20 protein-coding genes are annotated in these 21,883 nt (G+C 63.6%); 14 read left to right on the top strand and 6 right to left on the bottom strand.

From position 1 onward, the window contains the following. Window positions 1-48: 48 nt before the first annotated feature. Together ACJ8IP_RS07640 and dpiA are read right to left on the bottom strand one after the other, a co-directional pair. A complete protein-coding gene (locus tag ACJ8IP_RS07640) occupies window positions 49-3,138 on the bottom strand; it encodes a beta-galactosidase (RefSeq protein WP_089191995.1) in 3,090 nt (1,029 codons plus the stop codon). 102 nt (window positions 3,139-3,240) lie between these two features. Continuing rightward, window positions 3,241-3,927: a two-component response regulator DpiA gene (gene dpiA, locus ACJ8IP_RS07635; protein WP_033654924.1), complete on the bottom strand. Its 687-nt coding sequence runs from the start codon at window positions 3,925-3,927 to the stop codon at window positions 3,241-3,243. 313 nt (window positions 3,928-4,240) lie between these two features. Here dpiA and citC point away from each other — a divergent pair, with 313 nt between their 5' ends. From citC to dhbA, 11 genes are all read left to right on the top strand, one after another. Continuing rightward, window positions 4,241-5,311 carry a [citrate (pro-3S)-lyase] ligase gene (citC, locus tag ACJ8IP_RS07630; protein ID WP_004940809.1) on the top strand — a complete coding sequence of 357 codons (1,071 nt, stop codon included), beginning with the start codon at window positions 4,241-4,243 and terminating at the stop codon, window positions 5,309-5,311. Further along, complete coding sequence (citD, locus tag ACJ8IP_RS07625) at window positions 5,311-5,619, top strand: citrate lyase acyl carrier protein (protein ID WP_046687418.1); 309 nt, start codon at window positions 5,311-5,313, stop codon at window positions 5,617-5,619. The genes citC and citD overlap by 1 nt, the downstream gene beginning before the upstream one ends. Next, a complete protein-coding gene (gene citE / locus ACJ8IP_RS07620; protein ID WP_016927085.1) occupies window positions 5,603-6,523 on the top strand; it encodes a citrate (pro-3S)-lyase subunit beta in 921 nt (306 codons plus the stop codon). Before citD ends, citE begins: the two co-directional genes overlap by 17 nt. Then, window positions 6,523-8,028: a citrate lyase subunit alpha gene (gene citF / locus ACJ8IP_RS07615; RefSeq protein ID WP_089191994.1), complete on the top strand. Its 1,506-nt coding sequence runs from the start codon at window positions 6,523-6,525 to the stop codon at window positions 8,026-8,028. The genes citE and citF overlap by 1 nt, the downstream gene beginning before the upstream one ends. 3 nt (window positions 8,029-8,031) lie before the next feature. Continuing rightward, entirely contained in the window at window positions 8,032-8,580 is a 549-nt protein-coding gene (gene citX / locus ACJ8IP_RS07610; RefSeq protein WP_033651845.1) for a citrate lyase holo-[acyl-carrier protein] synthase, read from the top strand. After that, window positions 8,561-9,445, top strand: a complete 885-nt coding sequence (gene citG / locus ACJ8IP_RS07605) for a triphosphoribosyl-dephospho-CoA synthase CitG (protein WP_089191993.1) — start codon at window positions 8,561-8,563, stop codon at window positions 9,443-9,445. Before citX ends, citG begins: the two co-directional genes overlap by 20 nt. A gap of 25 nt (window positions 9,446-9,470) precedes the next feature. Further along, complete coding sequence (locus tag ACJ8IP_RS07600) at window positions 9,471-10,934, top strand: anion permease (protein WP_033643712.1); 1,464 nt, start codon at window positions 9,471-9,473, stop codon at window positions 10,932-10,934. A 146-nt stretch (window positions 10,935-11,080) separates the two neighbouring features. After that, window positions 11,081-12,310: a bifunctional glucose-1-phosphatase/inositol phosphatase gene (agp, locus tag ACJ8IP_RS07595; protein WP_089191992.1), complete on the top strand. Its 1,230-nt coding sequence runs from the start codon at window positions 11,081-11,083 to the stop codon at window positions 12,308-12,310. A 161-nt stretch (window positions 12,311-12,471) separates the two neighbouring features. Continuing rightward, window positions 12,472-13,164: a 4'-phosphopantetheinyl transferase family protein gene (locus ACJ8IP_RS07590; protein WP_197762199.1), complete on the top strand. Its 693-nt coding sequence runs from the start codon at window positions 12,472-12,474 to the stop codon at window positions 13,162-13,164. A gap of 189 nt (window positions 13,165-13,353) precedes the next feature. Continuing rightward, a complete protein-coding gene (locus ACJ8IP_RS07585; protein ID WP_103100979.1) occupies window positions 13,354-14,544 on the top strand; it encodes an isochorismate synthase in 1,191 nt (396 codons plus the stop codon). Window positions 14,545-14,644: 100 nt separating this feature from the next. Next, window positions 14,645-15,403 carry a 2,3-dihydro-2,3-dihydroxybenzoate dehydrogenase gene (gene dhbA / locus ACJ8IP_RS07580; RefSeq protein WP_039565253.1) on the top strand — a complete coding sequence of 253 codons (759 nt, stop codon included), beginning with the start codon at window positions 14,645-14,647 and terminating at the stop codon, window positions 15,401-15,403. Window position 15,404: 1 nt separating this feature from the next. On the opposite strand, the gene rarD is transcribed toward dhbA, so the two are convergent. After that, window positions 15,405-16,283 (bottom strand): EamA family transporter RarD, encoded by an 879-nt coding sequence (gene rarD / locus ACJ8IP_RS07575; RefSeq protein ID WP_033643705.1) that lies wholly within the window; start codon window positions 16,281-16,283, stop codon window positions 15,405-15,407. Between the two features lie 139 nt (window positions 16,284-16,422). Here rarD and alkB point away from each other — a divergent pair, with 139 nt between their 5' ends. Next, entirely contained in the window at window positions 16,423-17,070 is a 648-nt protein-coding gene (alkB, locus tag ACJ8IP_RS07570) for a DNA oxidative demethylase AlkB (RefSeq protein WP_033643703.1), read from the top strand. Here alkB and ACJ8IP_RS07565 read toward each other — a convergent pair. Continuing rightward, entirely contained in the window at window positions 17,053-17,988 is a 936-nt protein-coding gene (locus tag ACJ8IP_RS07565) for a LysR family transcriptional regulator (RefSeq protein WP_033651839.1), read from the bottom strand. The genes alkB and ACJ8IP_RS07565 overlap by 18 nt on opposite strands. An 85-nt stretch (window positions 17,989-18,073) precedes the next feature. Between ACJ8IP_RS07565 and ACJ8IP_RS07560 the strand changes: the two genes are divergently transcribed. Further along, window positions 18,074-18,703: a serine-tRNA(Ala) deacylase AlaX gene (locus ACJ8IP_RS07560; RefSeq protein ID WP_033651838.1), complete on the top strand. Its 630-nt coding sequence runs from the start codon at window positions 18,074-18,076 to the stop codon at window positions 18,701-18,703. A 5-nt stretch (window positions 18,704-18,708) separates the two neighbouring features. On the opposite strand, the gene ACJ8IP_RS07555 is transcribed toward ACJ8IP_RS07560, so the two are convergent. Further along, window positions 18,709-18,951, bottom strand: a complete 243-nt coding sequence (locus ACJ8IP_RS07555; protein ID WP_015378427.1) for a hypothetical protein — start codon at window positions 18,949-18,951, stop codon at window positions 18,709-18,711. Between the two features lie 319 nt (window positions 18,952-19,270). Between ACJ8IP_RS07555 and ACJ8IP_RS07550 the strand changes: the two genes are divergently transcribed. Beyond that, window positions 19,271-20,026, top strand: a complete 756-nt coding sequence (locus ACJ8IP_RS07550; protein WP_273974246.1) for a glycosyltransferase family 2 protein — start codon at window positions 19,271-19,273, stop codon at window positions 20,024-20,026. Between the two features lie 110 nt (window positions 20,027-20,136). On the opposite strand, the gene ACJ8IP_RS07545 is transcribed toward ACJ8IP_RS07550, so the two are convergent. After that, window positions 20,137-21,777: a Na+/H+ antiporter gene (locus tag ACJ8IP_RS07545; protein ID WP_442524353.1), complete on the bottom strand. Its 1,641-nt coding sequence runs from the start codon at window positions 21,775-21,777 to the stop codon at window positions 20,137-20,139. Window positions 21,778-21,883: the final 106 nt, after the last annotated feature.

Raw genomic sequence — 21,883 nt, 5'->3', positions numbered from 1 at the left:
TGACTGTTTGCTTACAGAATGCGCAACCCGTTGAGTTTTTTGGCAGATTTAGCCCTCGGGCGCCCGCTGCAGGCGCAGCTGATAGCGGTAAACGCCGGCGGTGAGCAGATAATCCCGGTGCACGCTCGGGCTCCAGGAATCGTCGCCACCCACCCCCATGTGGAAGCCGTCCAGATGCAGCCAGGTGCCTGCTTCCGGCTGCAGCAGATGCTGGTGGCTGCGGGCCATCAGCTGTTGCAGGCCGTAGCGGCTGAGCGAGAAGTGGAAGCGGCCGTCGATGCGCCAGCCGCCGTAGCGCAGGCTGCGGGTGTCGCAGCGCAGGCCATTCTCGCCGGGGAAAATATACGGCGTGTGCAGATCTGCCAGCGGCAGGCGCCAGCGCCCGTGCTGCGCGGCCAGGCGGCGATCCGGGTAGTTCTCGTGCGGGCCCAGGCCCAGCCATTCCGCCTGCGGCTGCACCGTCGCCAGTTGACAGTTCAGGCCGATGCGCGCCGGCGGTGGCAGGGCGTCGGCCACCTCGACCTCCACGTTCACGCTCACCGCGCCCAGCGCGTCGAACAGCCACTGCTTGCGGCTGATCAGCAAAATCTGCCCGTCCACGCCGAACTGGTGTTCGCTCACCACCCGCACGCCGTTTTGCAGCGCATCGGCCTGCAGCTGCGTGCAGCGCTCCTCCAGCCGGTACAGGCCCGCCAGCTTCCAGCGTTCGACCCAGGCGTTGGGATCGATATGGTCCGCCTCACTGACGCCGATGTCGTTATCGATCGGCGCGCGCGCAAAACCGTCGCGCAGCGGCGTCAGCAGCTGTGGCTGCTCGTTCTGCCACCACTGCGTCAGGTGGCCGCTGCTGCGCTCGAAGCGCCAACGCTGGTCGCCGTGGGTGAGCGTCAGCCCCTGATCGTCTTCAATCAGCATTGGCGGCACGCCCTGCGCCGGCGGCGGCGCGGGATGCAGCGCGCGCGGCACCCGCCACTGATCCCAGGCGCAGCGGTGGTGCGCTTCGGACCAGTCGGTGGCCTGCGGCTGCACCACCTCCACGTTCAGCCACAGCTCGCCGGGCTGATGCAGCATCGGCAGGCGGTCGAGCAGGGTGAAGCTAGCACTGCCCTGCGGCGGCAGCGCCAGATCGAGGCTGCCGCTGGCGCGCTCCACGCCGTCCAGCTCCAGCCGCCAGTTGAGCTGTTCGTTGTCGGTGTGGCGGAACAGGTAATCGCTGGTGACGGTCAGCGTCAGCGAGGCGGCATCGAAGGCGAAGCGGAACAGCTGCTGCGCCCGCTGCGCTTCGAACAGCGCCGGGTGCGGGGTGCGATCCGCGAACACCAGCCCGTTCAGGCAGAACTGGCGATCGTTGGGGGTATCGCCGAAGTCGCCGCCGTAGGCCCAGAACTCTTCGCCGCGATCGTCGCGTTTGATCAGCGCCTGATCGACCCAGTCCCAGACAAAGCCGCCCTGCAGGCGCGGATGTGCGTGGAACGCGCGCCAGTAGCGCTCGAAACCGCCGAAACTGTTGCCCATCGCGTGGGCGTATTCGCACAGGATCAGCGGGCGCGGCTCCTCCGGCAGGCCGATCCACTTGCCGATCGCCCATTTGGGCACCGCCGGGAACGGCTGATCCTGATCCACTCGCGCATACATCGGGCAGATGATGTCGGTGGCGGCGGTGTCGGCGCCGCCGCCTTCATATTGCACCGGGCGGGTCGGATCCTGGCTTTTCACCCAGCGGTACAGCGCGTCGTGGTTCGCGCCGTGGCCGGACTCGTTGCCCAGCGACCAGATAATGATGCAAGGATGGTTGCGATCGCGTTGCACCATGCGGGTGAGGCGCTCGCTCATCGCCGGCAGCCACAGCGGATCGTCAGTCAGGCGGTTCATCGGCTGCATGCCGTGGGTCTCGATATTGGCTTCGTCCACCACGTACAGCCCGTAGCGGTCGCACAACCGGTACCACAGCGGGTGGTTGGGGTAATGCGAGCAGCGCACCGCGTTGAAGTTGTGCTGCTTCATCAGCAGGATGTCGTGGCGCATCGTCGCCTCGTCCATCACCTGGCCGTGGCGCGGATGATGCTCGTGGCGGTTAACGCCGCGGATCAGCAGCGGCTGCCCGTTGAGCTTCAATAGCCCGCCGCTGATCTCTACCTGGCGGAAGCCGACGTCATAGGCCTCCACCTCGATAATCTCCCCTTCGGGCGAGAGCAGGGCGACGGTGGCGCGATACAGCGCGGGCGTTTCGGCGCTCCACAGCGCCGGGCGCTCCACCGGCAGCCGCAGGGTGACGCGATCGTCATAGGCCCCGCGCTCGTCCACGATCTCGCTGCCGAGCGGTTGGGTGCGTTCGGCCACTCGCGCGCCGTCGCGCCACAGCTGAATCTGCACCTGCAGCGGGCCGGGCCGGCTGGCGCGCGCCGTCACCACCAGTTCGCCGCGGGTAAAGCTGTCATGCAGCGGCGTGGTGATGCGCACATCGCTAAGGTGCGCGGCGGGTTTGTGCAGCAGGCTGACGTCGCGGAAGATGCCGCTCATGCGCCACATGTCCTGATCTTCCAGATAGCTGCCGTCGCACCAGCGCAGCACCATCACCGCCAGCCGGTTTTCACCCGGCCGCAGCCACGGGCTGAGATCGAACTCCGCCGGCAGGCGGCTATCCTGCGAATAGCCGACCCAGTGGCCGTTGCACCATAAATAGAACGCCGAGTTGACGCCGTCGAAGATGACGCGCGTCTGGCCGGCGGCCAGCCAGGCCGGATCGACGCTGAAGGCGCGCGAGTAGCAGCCGGTCGGGTTGTCTTCCGGCACGCGCGGCGGATCGACCGGGAACGGGTAGCGCACGTTGGTGTAGATCGGCGCGTCGTAGCCGGCGAGCTGCCAGTTGCCCGGCACCGCCAGCGGGGCGGCGTCCGGCAGATCCTGCTGCAGCCAGTTCTCCGGCGCGGCCTCTGGGCGCGGGAAATAGCTGAAGCGCCACTCGCCGTTCAGCGATCGGCGGCTGGCGCTGGGGGCGTCGTCGCGCGCGTCTTCCACCGTGCGCCAGCTGGCGAACGGCGGGTGGGCCTCCAGCCGGCGGTAGTGGGTGCAGGCCGGGTTTTGCCAGTCACGGCGGGCGAGGATCTCGGTCAGGGAAGCTAGGGGCGCAGCAGGCATCGGCGATCGTCCAGTCGGCTAGGTGATGCTCACCAAGATGCTGACCGGCGCATAAAAAGTAAAGCGGTTACACGCAACCTTGCAAGGGCGATCAAATAACCGTTAATGCGGCTCGCCGGCGCGATAGATCCGCTGTGGGCGGCCTACCTTGCCGTAAATGATCTCGGCGCGCAGCTGCTGCGCGGCGGTGCAAAACTCCAGATAACGGCGAGCGGTGGTGCGGCTGAGCCCCATTTTTTGCGCAACGCTTTCAGCGGTGTGCCGCGCGGCGGGTTCGGCGAACAGCGCGCGGACCTTGCCCAGCGTCAGCTCGTCGATGCCGGCGGGCAGCGCCGCCTGCTGCTCGCCGCGGGCGTAGGTATTGAACATCTCGTCGATGCGGCGCTGGTTGAGGCGCGCTTTGTCCTTCAACGCTTCGCGGCGCTGGCTGAAGCGCAGCAGCGTCTGGCTCAGCCGGTCATAGGCCAGCGGTTTGATCAGGTAGTCGAACACGCCGTAGCGCAACGCCTCGGCCACGGTGGCCATGTCGCTGGCGGCGGTGATGAACACGATGCCGCCGCGATACCCGCTCAGCGTCAGTTCGCGCAGCAGGGTGATGCCCTGGCCGTCCGGCAGAAAGTTGTCCAGCAGGATCAGATCCGGCTTGAAGCGTTCGGTCATGGCGCGCGCCTGCGCCAGCGTGCCGGCCAGCCAAATCTGGCGGCAGCCGCCGTTCTGGCGGATAAACTCCGCGTGCATCTCCGCCAGCGGCGTTTCGTCTTCAACGATCAGGATGTTCAGCCATTCCATAGTGCGACCCGTAATTGCAATAAAAATGCTAAGTGAATGTAAGTGAATTGCGGCGCCAAATAAAGATTATCTCAATAATAAACACCATAAGATTAATTAAGCAAATAAAGAACATTAAATAACTTATTAACCGGGATCGGTTTGTGAAATAGGTCAATAATCCGCGTTTTTTTTCTGCTTACCATGGGTTTATCGAACGAGAGGATGATTTTATCTTAATGGTTTTTAAGGTTTTAATTGCCATTTTTGATGTTAATTAAAATGCCTTTTTGTATTTCATTTGTTGTTTGCCAGTTAACCCAGAGAGCGTGTTATGTTAGGCGATGCCGTATTTAATCGGGTAAAGCGATCGGATCATAAAGCGATTTCGGAAATAAGCGCCTTCTTGCGCAGTAACGATCTGAATATCGATACCACGGTTGAAATATTTATTACCGTTACCCAGCACGACAAATTGGTCGCCTGCGGCGGCATCGCCGACAATATTATCAAATGCGTCGCCATCAGCCCGCTGATGCGCGGCGAAGGGTTGGCGCTGGCGCTGGCGACCGAGCTGGTGAACCTGGCTTACGAGCGCCATCACACCCAGCTGTTTATCTACACCAAGGTGCAGAACGAGCCGCTGTTCCGCCAGTGCGGTTTCTACCCGATCGCCACCGTGCCGGGCATCGTGGTGCTGATGGAAAACAGCCCGTGCCGCCTGAAGCGCTACGCCGCCCAACTGGCGAGCCAACGTCGGCCGGGCGACACCATCGGCAGCATCGTGATGAACGCCAACCCCTTTACCCGCGGGCACCAGTATCTGGTGCGTCAGGCGGCCAAGCGCTGCGACTGGCTGCACCTGTTTCTGGTGAAGGAAAACACCTCGCGCTTCAGCTATGAAGATCGGCGCCGGCTGGTGCTGGCCGGCACCGCCGATATCCCCAACCTCACGGTACACGAAGGCTCGCAGTACGTGATCTCGCGCGCCACCTTCCCCTGTTACTTCATCAAGGACCAGGGCGTGGCCGACGACTGTTACACCGAAATCGATCTGAAGATCTTCCGCCAGTATCTGGCGCCCGCGCTGGGCATCACCCACCGCTTCGTCGGCAACGAGCCGTTCTGCGCGGTGACCGCGAAGTACAACCGCGACATGCGCTACTGGCTGGAAACGCCGGCGCTGCCCAGCCCGCCGATCGCGCTGGTGGAAATCGAGCGTTTGCAATATCAGGGCACGGCGATCTCCGCCTCCTGGGTGCGCAAGCTGCTGGCGGCGGGGGACTTCCACGCCGCCGCGCCGCTGGTGCCGCCGGACACCCTGTACTACCTGCAGGATCTGCAAACGCAGCGCCGGGCCAAGGCGGCCCCGCATCCTTTTGAGTCCGCACAATCAGGTGAATGATGAAAATTATCCGAGAAGCAATGGCCGGCACGCTGGAATCCAGCGATGTCATGGTGCGCATCGCGCCCGCCGAGGGGCCGCAGCACGATCTGTTGATCGCCAGCAGCGTGGAAAAACAGTTCGGCGCGGCGATCCGCCGCACCCTGCTGGAGGTGCTGCAGCGTTATGAGGTGGAGCCGGTGCAGGTGATCGTCGACGACAAAGGAGCGCTGGACTGCGTGCTGCGCGCCCGGCTGGAAACCGCGCTGATGCGCGCCTGCGAGAGCGGCCAACTGCCGTGGGAGGCGAAAGATGAAAACGCTGAATAAAACCCGGCTGCGCCGCAGCATGCTGTTCGTTCCCGGCGCTAACGCGGCGATGGTCAGCAACGCCTTTATCTATCAGGCCGATGCGCTGATGTTCGATCTGGAAGACTCGGTGATCCTGCGTGAAAAAGACGCGGCGCGCCGGCTGGTGTACCACGCGCTGCAGCATCCGCTGTACCAGGAGGTGGAAACCATCGTGCGCGTCAATGCGCTCGATTCCGCCTACGGCCTGGCGGACTTGCAGGCGGTGGTGCGCGGCGGCGCGGACATCGTGCGCCTGCCGAAGACCGACAGCGCGCAGGACGTTGTCGACATGGAGCGCGAGATCGCCGCCATCGAGGCGGCCTGCGGTCGGCCGGTCGGCAGCACCGGGCTGCTGGCGGCGATCGAATCGGCGCAGGGCATCACCAACGCGGTGGCGATCGCGCACGCTTCGCCGCGTCTTATCGGCATCGCGCTGGGGGCGGAAGACTACGTGCGCAACCTGCGCACCGAACGCTCGCCGGAGGGCATCGAGCTGCTGTTCGCCCGCTGCTCGCTGCTGCAGGCGGCGCGCGCCGCCGGCATTCAGGCGTTCGACACCGTCTACTCCGACGCCAACAACGAGGCCGGCTTCCTGCAGGAAGCGGCGCTGATCAAACAGCTCGGCTTCGACGGCAAATCGCTGATCAACCCGCGCCAGATTGAGCTGCTGCACAACCTGTACGCGCCGACCGCCAAAGAGGTGGCGCACGCGCAGCGGGTGGTGGACGCCGCCGAAGCGGCGGAGCGGGAAGGGCGCGGCGTGGTGTCGCTCAACGGAAAAATGGTCGACAGCCCGGTGATTGAACGCGCCCGGCTGGTGCTGGAGCGCGCCGCGCTGTCCGGCTTACGGGAAGAACCGGCGCAGCACGGGGAGGAAGCATGATGAACCGCCAACAACGATTGATGACCTTCGCCAACCCGGCGGATCTGCCGGGCTATCAGGACGTGTCCAAAGCCAACCTGCAGGCGCGTAAACCGCGCGATCTCAAGCTGTGCGACTCCTTGCAGGAAGCGGTGCGCCGCAGCGGGCTGCAGGACGGCATGACCATCTCCTTCCACCATGCATTTCGCGGCGGCGATCTGGCGCTCAATCAGGTGATGGAGACGCTGGCGGCGATGGGGTTCCGCAACCTGACGCTGGCCTCCAGCTCGCTGACCGACTGCCATGCGCCGTTGGTTGAGCATATCCGCCACGGCGTGGTGAGCCGCATTTACACCTCCGGGCTGCGCGGCCCGCTGGCGGACGCCGTATCGCGCGGGCTGCTGGCGGAGCCGGTGCAAATTCACTCGCACGGCGGCCGGGTCAATCTGATCGAATCCGGCGAGCTGAAGATAGACGTGGCCTTCCTCGGCGTGCCGGCCTGCGATGAGTTCGGCAACGCCAACGGCTACAGCGGAGAAGCCTGCTGCGGCTCGCTCGGCTATGCGCGGGTGGACGCCGAGGCGGCGGGCACCGTGGTGCTGCTGACCGAGCAGCTGGTGCCGTATCCGCATCATCCCGCCAGCCTGGCACAGGATCGGGTGGATCTGATCGTGCAGCTGGAGCGGGTGGGCGACGCCGACAAGATCGGCGCCGACGCCACGCGCATGACCTCGAACCCGCGCGAGCTGTTGATCGCCCGCCGCGCCGCCGAGGTGATCGCCGGTTCCGGCTACTTCACCGAAGGGTTCTCGCTGCAAACCGGCACCGGCGGCGCCTCGCTGGCGGTGACCCGGTTCCTGGAGGACAAGATGCGCACCCGCGGCATTCGCGCCGCGTTCGCCCTCGGCGGCATCACCTCGACCATGGTGGATCTGCACGAGAAAGGGTTGATCGGCAAGCTGCTGGACGTGCAGAGCTTCGATCGGGCGGCGGCGACCTCGCTGGCGCGCAACCCGCGCCATATCGAAATCAGCGCCAATCAGTACGCCAACTTCAGCTCCAAGGGCGCGTCGGTCGATCGGCTCGACGTGGTGGTGCTGAGCGCGCTGGAAATCGACACCGGCTTCAACGTTAACGTGCTGACCGGCTCCGACGGCGTGCTGCGCGGCGCGTCCGGCGGCCACTGCGACACCGCCGCCGCCGCGCGGCTGGCGATCATCGTCGCGCCGTTGGTGCGCGGGCGCATCCCGACGCTGGTGGAGCAGGTGACCACCTGCGTCACGCCGGGCTCCAGCATCGACATTCTGGTGACTGACCACGGCATCGCCGTCAACCCGGCGCGGCCGGAGCTGGCGCAGCGCCTGCGGGAGGCCGGGCTTGAGGTGGTGAGCATCGACTGGCTGCGCGCCCGCGCGCTGCAGCTGACCGGCGAACCGCAGCCGATCGCGTTTACCGACAAGGTGGTGGCGGTGGTGCGCTACCGCGACGGCTCGGTGATCGACGTGGTGCATCAGGTGGCGGAGTAAACGATGGCCGCCGTCGATCCTCAACTGGCCGCCGAACGTGCGGTCAGCCTGCCTGAGCTGCTCACCAGCCGCGAATGCCGTCAGGCGCGCCAGCAGGCGTGGCTGGCGCAGCACGAGTGCACGCTGCTGGTGCTGACGCTGGTGGTGCCCGGCCCGGTGAAGGACAGCGCGTTGACGCGCGGCATCTTCAACCTCGGGTGGGCGGCGCTGCTGCGGCTGTGCGCCGAACAGGGCTGGCCGAGCCCGCAGGCCGAGGCGCTGGCGCTCGCCACCGGCTGCGAAGGGTTTGTGGCGCTGCGCGCCGACGCCCAACGGGTAAAAGATTGCGCCATGCAGCTGGAGGTGAGCCGCCCGATCGGCCGGCTGTGGGATATCGACGTGCTGGATGCGCAGGGGCGAATCCTGTCGCGCCGCGACATCGGCCTGCCGGCGCGGCGCTGCCTGCTGTGCGGCCAACCGGCCAAGATCTGCGCCCGCCAGCGGCGGCATGGCAGCGAGCAGCTGCTGCAAGAAATGGAAAGGATGTTCAACGATGCGATCTCTGCCGATTAATCCACCCGCCCGCCGAGCCGAGCCGGCATGCGACTTCGCCCGCGCCGCCTTTCGCGCGCTGTTGGTGGAGGTCAACCTCACGCCCAAACCGGGGCTGGTGGATCGCCATAACACCGGTGCCCATCGCGACATGGATCTTGGGCATTTCTACCGCAGCGCCCGCGCCATCGGCGTGTGGCTGCCGCGTTTTATCCAGCGCGGACGGGAAGACGCGGCTTTGCCGGCCGAGCGGCAGCTGGCGCGGCTGCGGCCGCTCGGCCTGGCCTGTGAAAACCAGATGTTTCGCGCCACCGGCGGCATTAACACCCATAAGGGCAGCGTGTTCTCACTCGGGTTGCTGTGCGCCGCCTTCGGCCGCCTGCAGCAGCAGGGCCGGGCCATCAGCGCCGCATCGTTATGCGCCGAAGTGGCGGCGATGTGCCGAGGGCTGGTGGACAGCGAGCTGCGATGCAACAACGCCGGGCAGACCGCCGGCCAGCGCTTGTTCGCTGCGTATGGCCTCAGCGGCGCGCGCGGCGAGGCGGAATCCGGTTTTCGGTTGGTGCTTGACGGCGCGCTGCCGCTGTATCGGCAACGGCTGGCCGCCGGCGGTGACGAACAGCGGGCGCTGCTGGACAGCCTGCTGTGGCTGATGGCCCACAACGATGACACCAACGTCGCCTCGCGCGGCGGCCTGCGCGGGCTGCGCTGGCTGCGGCGCCGGGCGGCTTTGCTGCTGGCGCAGGGCGGCTCGGCGGGGGAGGCGGGCCTGGCGCGCCTGCGGCGCTTCGATGCCGATTGCATTGCCCGCAATCTCAGCCCCGGCGGCAGCGCCGACTTGTTGATAGTGACCTGGCTGCTGGCGCAGTTGGGTGCCCAAGAATAATAACCAAGCCTTCAGGAGAGTCCCTATGTCCCAAACCCAGGAAAAGATCTGGAAAGCGATAGCGCCGCTGGCGGTGCTCGCGATCCTGTTATTGATACCGGTGCCCGACGGCATGCCGCCGCAGGCGTGGCACTATTTCGCCATCTTTGTGGCGATGATCGTCGGCATGATTCTGGAGCCGATCCCGGCCACCGCCATCAGCTTTATCGCGGTGACCGTCAGCGTGCTGAGCGCCAACTGGGTGCTGTTCGGCGCGCAGGAACTGGCGGAGCCGGGCTTCAAGGCCGGTAAAGAGGCGCTGAAATGGGGGCTGGCAGGCTTCTCCAGCACCACCGTCTGGCTGGTGTTCGGCGCCTTTATCTTCGCGCTGGGCTACGAGGCCACCGGGCTGGGGCGGCGCATCGCGCTGTTCCTGGTGAAATTCATGGGCAAGCGCACGCTGACGCTGGGCTATGCGGTGGTGATCATCGATATCCTGCTGGCGCCGTTCACGCCGTCCAACACCGCGCGCACCGGCGGCACGGTGTTCCCGGTGGTGAAAAACCTGCCGCCGCTGTTCGATTCCTTCCCTAACGATCCCTCTTCGCGCCGCATCGGCGGCTACCTGATGTGGATGATGGTGGTCGGCACCAGCATCAGCTCCTCGATGTTCGTCACCGGCGCCGCGCCGAACGTGCTGGGCATCGAGTTCGTCGGCAAGATAGCCGGGGTGCACATCAGCTGGATGCAGTGGTTCCTGGCGTTCCTGCCGGTCGGCCTGCTGCTGCTGATCATCGCGCCGCTGATCTCCTACTACCTCTACAAGCCGGGCGTGACCCACAGCAGCGAAGTGGCCGCCTGGGCGAATACCGCGCTGGGGGAAATGGGTAAGCTGACGCGCAAGGAGTACACCCTGATCGGCCTGGTGCTGCTCAGCCTGTGCCTGTGGGTGTTCGGCGGCAAGGTGCTGGACGCCACCGCGGTGTGCCTGTTGGCGGTGTCGCTGATGCTGGCGCTGCACGTGGTGTCGTGGAAAGACATTACCAAATACTCCAGCGCCTGGAATACGCTGGTTAACCTGGCGACGCTGGTGGTGATGGCCAACGGCCTGACGCGCTCCGGCTTTATCGATTGGTTCGCCCAGACCATGAGCACCCACCTGGACGGCTTCTCGCCGAACATGACGGTAGTGGCGCTGGTGCTGGTGTTCTACTTCGCCCACTACCTGTTCGCCAGCCTGTCGGCGCACACCGCCACCATGCTGCCGGTGATCCTGGCGGTCGGCAAAGGGTTGCCGGGCGTGCCGATGGAGCAGCTGTCGATGCTGTTGGTGCTGTCGATCGGCATCATGGGCGTGCTGACGCCGTACGCCACCGGGCCGGGGGTGATCATCTACGGCTGCGGCTATGTGAAGTCGAAAGACTACTGGCGCCTGGGCGGCATTCTCGGCGTGGTGTACATCGCCGCGCTGCTGCTGATCGGCTGGCCAATCATGAGCCTGTGGTACTGAGTTGACGCACAGCGGCCGCCGCCCGGTGGCCGCTGGTACGATCTTTTCCCGTGAACCCTGTCACACACTTGTCACACTAACCCCGCCATCATACGCAGGCAAACGCTAACACCTTAAAAATAATCATTTTCCGGGAGCCTCTGCGGATGAGAAAAAAAACGTTATTGCTGTGCCTGCCTTTGATATTCACCGGGAACGCGCTGGCGGACGCCGGCGGTTATCAACTGGAACAGGTGCTGGTGATGAGCCGCCATAACCTGCGCGCGCCGCTGGCCAACAACGGCAGCGTGCTGGCGCAGTCCACGCCGAAGGTCTGGCCGGCCTGGGAAACGCCGGGCGGCCAGCTGACCACCAAGGGCGGGGTGCTGGAAGTGTATATGGGGCACTATTTCAACGCCTGGCTGAAGCAGACCGGCCTGTTGCCGCAAGAAGGCTGCCCGACCGCCGGCAGCGTATACGTTTACGCCAACAGCCTGCAACGCACGGTGGCCACCGCGCAGTTCTTCAGCAACGGCGCGTTCCCCGGCTGCGACGTCAGCGTGCACCATCAGGACAAGATGGGCGAGATGGATCCGACCTTCAACCCGATCATCACCGACACCAGCGAAGCCTTCAACCAGCAGGCGCTGGCGGCGATGAACGCCGCGCTGGGATCGCTGAAGCTGGATGCCTCTTATCAGCAGTTGGCGAAGATCATCGACTACAAGGATTCCGCCGCCTGCAAGACCGACAAACACTGCGACCTGACCAAAGAAGCCAGCGTGATGAGCGCGGTGCCGGGCAAAGAGCCGGGCGTCACCGGCCCGCTGCGGGTGGGCAACTCGCTGGTGGACGCCTTTATGCTGCAGTACTACGAAGGTTTCCCGATGAAAGAGGTGGCCTGGGGCAAAATCGCCACGCCGCACCAGTGGCAGCAGCTGGCGCAGTTGAAAGACGGCTATCAGGATTCGCTGTTCACCTCGCCGGTGGTGGCGCAGAACGTCGCCAAGCCGCTGCTGACCTACATCAACAACGCGCTGCTGGGCGAGCGTAAACCGGACGCGCCGAAGCTGACGGTGCTGGTGGGCCACGACTCCAATATCGCCTCGCTGCTGTCGGCCATGCAGTTCCAGCCGTATCAGCTGCCGCAGCAGTACGAGAAAACGCCGATCGGCGGCAAACTGGTATTCCAGCGCTGGCGCGACGCGCAGAACGACCGTGAATTGCTGAAGATCGAGTACGTCTATCAGTCCACCGAACAGCTGCGCAAGGCGACGCCGCTGACGCTGCAAACCCCGCCGCAGCGCGTGACGCTGGCGCTGAAAGGCTGCCCGATCGATAAAGACGGCTTCTGCGCCTGGAGCGATTTCGAGAAGACCATGAAAGGCATCTTGTAATGCCCGGCCTCTCTCCCGAATGCGGGAGAGAGGCCTTTTCCCACTTCGCCCAACGCGCCTCCGCGCGGGACTTAACGCCATTTATTTTGCCCTGGGTCATTGTTGCAGGCCGTTTCGGGGGCTAACATCTTCAGCCTGCCTGCTTATCATGGATACCGCCGTTGCCCACTTTTATCCGCAATATCGAATTTTTCACGCCGGACGGCTATCCGGGCCAGGTGGCGCGCTGCCAGTTTGCGCTGGCGGAGTATCGCGACGACAGTTTTCCCGAGGCGGGATTTGCGCTGCCGGACCATCTGGCGCGCGCGGTGCCGAAACGCCGTGCGGAGTATCTGGCCGGGCGTGTGCTGGCGCGGCAGCTGCTGGCGCCGCTCGGTTTCGCCGATTTCACCCTGGCGCGCGGCGAAGATCGCGCGCCGCAGTGGCCGACGGGCATCGCCGGGGCGCTGAGCCATAATTCGCATACCGCGCTGTGTGCCGTACACCGAGAGAGCGGGCTGGGCGGCGTTGGGCTGGATGTGGAGACGCTGCTGTCCGTGGCGCGAGCGGAGGAGCTGTGGAGCGCGATCGTTTCACCGGCGGAGCGCGAGACGTTGCTGGGCGAAACGCTGCCGTTCAACGAGCTGCTGACGCTGACGTTTTCCGCCAAAGAGAGCCTGTTCAAAGCGCTGTACCCGCAGGTGCGCCGATATTTCGATTTTCTTGATGCGCGGATGGTGGCGGTGGATGCGCAGCGGCAGACGTTCGAATTGGCGCTGCTCACCACGTTGACGCCGCATTGCTGCGCCGGACGGCGTTTCGCCGGGCGGTTTTGGCGTGAAGGTGACGATGTCACGACTTTTATTTTTTGCTAAAACACAATAATAACAGTGTGTTATTTCTTGTTGTGGCGTAACGCGAATTTGCCGCGGCGTGCGGAAAGATTCATTCATCGGAGATTGACCGACGGTGGGGATCCGGTGTAATTTACCCACCCTTTACAGCTAATGATAATTATTCGCATAAACATTATCATTGGTGAGGCGCAACAAAGGAGTGGTCTTGTGGCGACACTGACGACAGAAAACCAAACCTTCTCCGGGTTTGAGTACGCCGAACAATCGACCTTTTTGTACCGGTCAGAATTCCGTTCCCTCTCCGCCCACGGCGTGTTTGAGCGTATCGAGACGCCGGCGTTCGGCGGCGAGCAGGAAGGCAGCGCGCTGGCGCAGCATATTCGCCAGGCGCTGGCGCGCGCCAAAGCCGCCGGCCAGGCGGCCCCGGTGGTGGTGGGCGCCATTCCGTTCGACACGCGCCGGCCTTCCTGCCTGTATATACCTGAAGAAAGCCGATTCGTCGCCAACGACAGCTTTATCCGCGCCGCGCGCCCGATGCTGCAACAGCCGCATCGCCTGGTCGCCTGCACCAGTATTCCAGACGAACCGCGATTCAAACACGCGGTCGCGGAAGCGGTCAGCCGCTTTAAACAAGGCAAGCTGGACAAGGCGGTGCTGTCGCGCATCCTCGATATCGAGCTGGAACAACCGGTGGCCGGCCACCGGATCCTCAATAACCTGATGGTGCAGAACCCGACCGGTTACCACTTCTCCCTGCCGCTGGCCGATGGCAGCGTGTTGATCGGCGCCAGCCCTGAACTGCTGATCCGCAAGCAGGGCGGCGAGATCCACACCAATCCGCTGGCGGGCTCGGCGCGCCGGCAGGACGATCCGCAGCAGGATCGCCTCGGCAGCGAGCGCCTGATGCGCTCGACCAAAGACAAATACGAACACAAGCTGGTGATCGACGATATTCGTCGGCATCTGGCGCCGCTGTGCGCCACCCTGAGCGTACCCAGCGGCCCGTCGCTGCTCAGCACCGGCACCATGTGGCACCTGTCCACCCGCATTCGCGGCGAGCTGCTGAACCCGAATCTCAACGTGATGCAGCTGGCCTGCCTGCTGCATCCGACGCCGGCGCTGTGCGGCTTCCCGACCGAAAGCGCCCGCCAGCTGATCGCCGCTCTGGAACCGCACGATCGCGGCTTGTTCAGCGGCATTGTCGGCTGGTGCGACGCCAACGGCGACGGCGAGTGGGCGATCGTCATCCGCAGCGGGCTGCTGCGCGGCAACCGGGTGCGGCTGTTCGCCGGCGCGGGCATCGTCGCCGCCTCGACGCCGCAGTCCGAGTGGATGGAAACCACCGCCAAACTGGGCACCATGCTCAACGCTTTCGGCCTGAACAGCGGCGCGCTGTAGGCCTCTTTGCGGCGCAGTCCGCGCCGCGTCATAGCCTTTCGCAGGAGACAACGATGAACAACAACATGACCCGGCGGTGCGCCCGGATGGCGGTGCGCGCATGAGCATTCAGATGGATTTCACCGGCAAACGCGTGTGGGTGACCGGCGCGGCGCGCGGCATCGGCGAGCAGATCGCCCGCCACTTTTTAACCCAGGGCGCCGAGGTGGTGGGGTTTGACCGAGAATTCGCCAATCCGGATCTGCCTTACCCCTGCGTGACGTTGGACATCAGCCGGCCTGAGCAGGTGGAGGCGGTGTGCCGCCAACAGCTGGCGGAGAACCCGCGACTGGACGTGTTGGTCAACGCCGCCGGTATTCTGCGCATGGGCAATACCGAAGATCTGAGCGTGGATGACTGGCACCAGTGCATCAACGTCAACGCCTCGGGGGCGTTTTACCTGTTCCGCGCCGTGCTGCCGCACTTCAAGGCGCAGCGCAGCGGGGCGATCGTCAGCATCGGCTCCAACGCCGCGCACGTGCCGCGCGCGCAGATGGCGGCCTACTGCGCCTCCAAGGCGGCGCTGACCAGCCTGAACCACTGCGTGGGGTTGGAGATGGCGCCGTTCGGCGTGCGGTGCAATCTGGTGTCGCCGGGCTCGACCGACACGCCGATGCAGCGCGGCATGTGGCAGACCGACGATGCGCAGCAACGCACCATCGCCGGCTTCCCCGAGATGTTCAAGCTGGGGATCCCGCTGGGTAAAATCGCGCGTCCGGACGAAATCGCCAACGCGGTGCTGTTTCTGGCCTCGGATTTGGCCAGCCACATCACCATGCAGGACATCGTGATCGACGGCGGCGCCACGCTGGCCGCCTGAGTCAGACCCGCTGGCGGCGCAGCAGGTGCCGCGCGCCCTCCGCCGCCAGCAGCAGCACCGCCAGCCAGATCGCCAGATAGGTTGGCCATTCGCTTTGGCTGATGCTCTCGCCGAGCAGCAGCGCGACAAGCACCAGCAGCACCGGTTCCACATAGCTCAGCAGGCCGAACAGGCTGAACGGCAGCATGCGGCTGGCGAGGATGTAACACACCAGCGCCACGGCGCTGATGACGCCGAGCAGCGGAATGCGCCAATACAGCTCGGCATTGATCTGCAGGGCCGCCGCGCCGCCGTCGCCGAAGGCGAACCAGGCCGCCGCCGGCAGCATCAGCGTCAGCTCGCACCACAGGCCGCCGAGATTGTCGGTGCCGAAACGCCGCCGCAAAATAAAGTAGAGCGGATACCCCAGCGCCACCACCAGCGTCGGCCACGATACGCCGCCCGCCTGATACAGCTCATTGCCCACCCCCGCCACGGCGCACGCCACCGCCAGTTTTTGCAGCAGCGACAGCCGATCGCGGTAGATCAAACGGCCCGCCAGCACCATGGTCAGCGGCAGCAGAAAATAGCCGAGCGACACGTCGAGCGCCTTGCCGTGCAGCGGCGCCCACAGGAACAGCCACAGCTGCACCCCCAGCAGCGCCGAGGTGAGCAGCAGGCCCAGCAGACGCGGCGGCCGTTGGCCTATCCCGACCAGCGTGTCGCTCACCTTGCGCCAATCGCCGGACAGCGCCATGAACAGCGTCAGGAACGGCAGCGTCAGCAGCGTGCGCCAGCCGTAGACCTGTTCGCCGTTCAGCGGGGTGAGGGTAGAGGTGAAGTAATACATCGCGCCGAACAAGATGGAGGCGACGACCGAAAGAGTGATGCCCTTAATCACACGCATTCCTGGTGAGTGATTGATTTTATGGCGGCTACTGTAGAGAAATTTGCCGCCAACGACAATGGCGCAGCCGGGCGCTGGACAATCGGCGGCGGCGGGTTACAATGAATGCTGTGTATTCATACAGGTTTTGGCGATGACAATCGATCTTTTTGAAGACGCGCTGCCGCCGCCGTGGCGTGAAGAGATCGCCCCCGGCGCGGTGGTGATGCACGGCTTTGTGCGCGATCACGGGCCGGCACTGCTGGCGGCGGTGCAGGGCGTGGTGGCGCAGGTGCCGTGGCAGCATTTGACCACCCCCGGCGGGCACGTGATGTCGGTGGCGATGAGCTGGTGCGGCAACGGCTGGACCAGCGACAGCCGCGGCTACCGTTACTCGGAACGCGACGCGCGCAGCGGCAAACGCTGGCCGCCGATCCCGCCTATTCTGATGGCGTTGGCGGACGAAGCCGCGCAGCAGGCGGGCTTTGGCCCCTTCGTGCCGGATTCCTGTTTGATGAACCGTTACGATCCGGGCAGCAAGCTGTCGCTGCATCAGGATAAAGACGAGCACGACTTCGGCGCGCCGATCGTCTCGGTGTCGCTCGGGTTGCCGGCAGTGTTTCAGTTCGGCGGGCTGCAACGCAGCGACCGGGCGCGGCGCATCCCATTGGCGCACGGCGACGTGGTGGTGTGGGGCGGCCCGTCGCGGCTCTGTTTCCACGGCATCCTGCCGGTCAAGGAAGGCTACCACTCGCTGGTGGGGCCGCACCGCATCAACATCACGCTACGCAAGGCGCTTTAGCTGCGGCTCCTGCGCCAGGCAGGCGACGAGATAGTCGATAAACACCCGCAGTTTGGGCGGCAGATACTGGTTGGGCGCGTAAAGCAACCACAGGCCGCCGTGATAGCTGCTGAGGAAATCCCATTCCGGCAGTACCTGCACGATCTCGCCCTCGTCGAGCGCCTGGCGGGCGGTAAAGTACGGCAGGCTGCCGATGCCGATATGCCGTTTCACCGCGTCCAGCCGCACGCCGGTGTGGTTGGCGGCGTAGCGGCCGCGCACGTTGACCGTCACCGTTTTGCCGCTGCGGCGGAACTTCCATTGCGCGTCGCTCGGCGTTTCTCCCAGATAGATGCAGCTGTGCGCCGCCAGATCGTGCGGGTGCTGCGGCGCGCCGTGCTGCGCCAGATAGTGCGGCGTGGCGCACAGCAGGTGGTCTATTCGCATCAGCTGACGGCCGATCAAGCCCGGCGACGGGCGATCGGTAATGCGTAGCGCCAGATCGACGCGGTCGTCGATCAGATCCATATAACGATCTTCCAGCCGCAGCCTCACGTCCACCTTCGGATAACGTCGCAGGAACTCCGGCATGTGCGGATGCAGCACGAAACGGCCTACCGCCTTGGGCACGCTGACGCTGACCAGCCCTTCGGGCTCTGCGGCGCCGCGCCCGCCGATCGCCATCACCGCGTCGGCCGCCGCCAGCAGGGTGCGGCAGTGCGCAAACGCCTCTTCGCCGCTTTCGCTCAGCCGCAGTTTACGGGTGGTGCGATGCAGCAGCTGCAGCGCCAGCGCCTGTTCGAGCTTCGCCACGCTGCGGCTGACGGCGGAAGGTGAAGCGCCCAGTTTGCGGGCGGCGGCGGAAAAGCTGCCGCTCTCCACGACCTGGACGAAAACGGCCATTTCGGCCAACAGCGCGTAAGAAAGATTTGTGCTCATGACGCAAAGGTCCATTGTGATGGCGACGGATTATGCTCCGATTATGACATGAATATAATGGCTCTTCGAACCGAGGAGAAAAATGATGACCGAGCGACGTTATTACTACAGCGACGATTTACAGGGCCAGGCGCAGGTATTGAGCTGTGAGCCGGCCGAGGCGGGCGCTTACGCCGTGGAACTGGACGCCACGCTGTTTCACCCGCAGGGCGGCGGGCAGCCGGCCGACGTGGGAGCGTTGAACGGCGTCGCCGTGTTGCGGGTGCAGCAGCAGGGGGATAGGGTGTTGCACTATACCGCGGCGCCGCTGCCGATCGGGCCGGTCAATATGCAGGTCGACGAAGCGCAACGCCGGCTGCACGCCCGCTGGCACTCCGGCGGCCATCTGATCGGCTGGCTGGGGGAAACCCGCGGTTGGCGGCCGATGAAAGCGCATCATTGGCCGGGAGAAGGGCGCATCACGTTCACGCCGGGGCCGGACGTACAGACGCTGGAGGCGGCGTTTTTACACGCGGAGCTGGCGCGCCTGATCGCCGCCGATTTGCCGCGTCGCCAACAGGCGGTGGACGGGATGCGCCAGATCGGTTTCGGCGATCTGCCCGCCTACGGCTGCGGCGGCACGCATGTCGCCACGTTGGGCGAGGTGGGCGCGATCGCGATTACCGGCGTAAAGATGAAGAAAGGGCAGCTGATCGTGCAGTATGCGCTGGAATAAAAGCGTCAGCGCCCGGCCTGCCGCAGCTGGGTGCAGAAGGCGCACTGACATCCGGCCACCGGCACCGCCTCACAGCGGCCGATATTCACCGGCTGGGCGTCCATAGCGTGAAAGCCGTAAAACAGATTTTCGATGTTCTGTTCCGCCGCACGCGCCTGTTCGGTGCGCGGCTCGGGCACTTTTGACTGAAACGCCGCAGCCTTGCCGGCCAACAGGCTGAGAAACAGCAGCGACAGCTGGATTTTCATCGTCGTCTTCCCTTTGCTTTTTTTGATACGTTATAACAAAACCAAAGCGCCGCCAAGCGCCGCTCTCGCGCTCGGCGCCCGCCGGCGCGTGAGCCGGTGCGGTGAACGCCCGCGTTTAATCCGCCTTTCTATTTGATTTCATTGAAATTGATGAAATAGTCAGATGCCATCATCCAGGGCATGACAGGGCAGCCAATATTCTAAATACTTAATTGAAGAGGCGCTCGGGGCAGGAGAAGCGCTTTGGGTGCGCGCTTTTGCACGGCGCGCCTGCCGTTTTTGGCATGGACTGCATTTTCTCAGTGTCGTGGATTGTAAAATGGATTTTTGTAACCGGATTTCCGTGTGTTTATTGACGTTTAATTCATCGCGCCTGCTGCGTGACGTGTTGCAACCTGTGGCGGCGTTCGCCGATGAAATCATCGTGGTGGATTCGGGCAGTACTGACGGCACCTTGGCCATTTGCGACGGCTTCAATATCAAGCCTCTTTATCACCCGTTTGAAACCCATGGCCGGCAAATGAATTACGCCATATCCCGCGCGCGACATGACTGGGTTTTGTGCCTGGACAGCGATGAGATCATGGATGATGAAGCGGTTGACGCGATGCGGCTTTTCAAGCGCACCCCAGGCCCCGACAAAAATAACGCCTATCGCATTCGTCGCGATTGGTTTGTGTTGGGACAGGCGGTCAGAACGCTTTATCCCGTCTCGTCACCGGATTTCCCCATTCGCTTTTTTCATCGCCAGGTGGTGAAGTTCAATGATGCGCCGGTAGATGATGCGGCGGAAGGGGGCGCATCCACCTTGATACTGGCCGGGCACGTTAAACACGACACTTTTTTCTCAATCGAGGAAGTGTTTGCCAAGCTGAACAGCTATACGGCGCGCGTGGTGAAATACAAGGCGATAAGGCCATCGATTCTCCGAGGGGTGATTAGCGCCATCGGCGCATTTTTCAAGTGGTACATTTTCAGCGGTGCCTGGAAAGCGGGCCGGGTCGGGGCCGTGACCGGCGTTTACGCGGTGTCCTACAGCTTTTTGAAGTATTTCAAGGCGTGGTACCACAGATAGCCGAACGGCGGGCGTGGCGTGAGCTCCCGTTCGATTGCGGCGCGCGATTGCGGCGTTGGGCCGGCAACCGCGCGCCGAAGGCGGGGGGCGAACCGCCTTCATCTCCTCGTTTAAACGCTGTCTTCAGCGATCAGCACCTCAGTAATATCAATGCGATGCAGCAGCTTTCTCTGTTTCTCATGGCTGATTTTCTTCATGCGGCGCAGCCGGTACAGCTCTTCTCTTTCCGCGTGCAACGAGGCTAAGTACAGCTGCTTTTCCAGCCGCTTCAGCGCCACGATATTCTTAACGTCTTCTTTGGTCAGAATTTTACGTTGCAGCACGTCCAGCATCCGCCGCGTCGTTTCTTCAATCAGTTCCGGCGTGGCGTCGTCCGGCGGGGCGACGAGCAGCTTTTCCTTGGTTTCGTTGACGGCCTTGGTCGCCGCGCTCGCCAAGGCTTCTGAAACGGAGAAAGCCTCTTCCTGATCTTCTTCCGGCGGCAGATTGCCGCGCAACAGGAAGGGCAGCGTGACGATGCCGACGACGATCGACAGCAAGATGACTCCCGAGGCGATAAACACCAGCTGATACCGCCCCGGGAATGGCGAGCCATCCAATAGAAACAGCGGAATTGACAGCACGCCCGCCAGGGTCACCGCCCCTCGCACCCCGGCAAAGGCGGCGACGAACAGATCGCGCGTGCTGAATTTCGAAAATAACAGCGGATCTTTGCGCATCAGGGTCGCGCTGCCGACCTTCATCAGCCACAGCCAAATCAAACGCACGGCGATCAAACTAAAATAGATGATCACCACGTAAGCCAGCAGCGTCTTCAGGCTGATGGAATGATCGATACCGGTTTGCGCCACGGTGAAGTTCAAGATGCCCGGCAGCTGCAGCCCAAGCAGAATAAACACCATGCCGTTAAACACGAACTCGAGCATTTCCCAAATATTATTGGTGCGTAAACGCACCAGCGGCATGCTGCGATTCACTTTGGATTGGCCAATCATCATGCCGGCGCTGACGGCGGCCAGGATGCCGGATACGCCGATTCTTTCCGCAATCAGGTAGCAGGAAAAGGGCAGTAACAGCGAGAAAATAATCTGGGTGGCGGAATCGTTATACATCCATTTATGGATGAACTTAACCATTTGATTATAGAGAAAGACAATAATGATGCCGCACAGCACCCCGCCAATCGATACCTGAAGAAAGGTCAGAAAGGCGCTCTCGAAGGTAAACGCCATCGCGCCGAGCGCGACAGCGATGGAGAAGTTGAGGGAAACCAACCCGGAGGCGTCGTTCATCAGCGCCTCCCCTTCAATTACGCTCATCACGGGTTTGGGCATGCGTCCTTTACCGACGATGCCGGACAGCGCCACGGCGTCCGTTGGCGACAGAACGGCGGCCAGGGCAAACGCGGCGGCGAGGGGGATTGACGGGAGCAGGAAGTGAATCAGATAACCCACCCCGACGACCGTGATGATCACCAGCACCAGGGCCAGACAAAGGATTTCTCTGCCGTAATGGATGAACTCTTGCGCCGGCGTTTTCCAACCGTCGGCGAACAGCAACGGGGGAATAAACAGCATCAAGAAAAGCTCGGGATTGAAGTCGATATGCAACCCAAACTGCGGCCAGGCCAACACGGCGCCAACGATGATTTGCATCAGCGGAAGCGGGATCTGGAAGGGCAATATGCGCGTCACGACGCCGGACAACGAGACGGTGAGCAATAAGATCAATATGGTGAAGAATGTTTCCATCGTGAACCTTTTGTGGATTTAATTTTTCTCGCCGTTATCAAACGGTTTTTCTGCATGCCGCCCCTCAGGCGGGCTCGTCGGCCAAGGCTGAACAGCGGCCACGGCG

This window comes from Serratia sp. CY52157 (genome assembly GCF_052168495.1).
GTDB lineage: Bacteria > Pseudomonadota > Gammaproteobacteria > Enterobacterales > Enterobacteriaceae > Serratia > Serratia ureilytica.
This window is presented reverse-complemented; position numbering and strand designations above follow the sequence as displayed.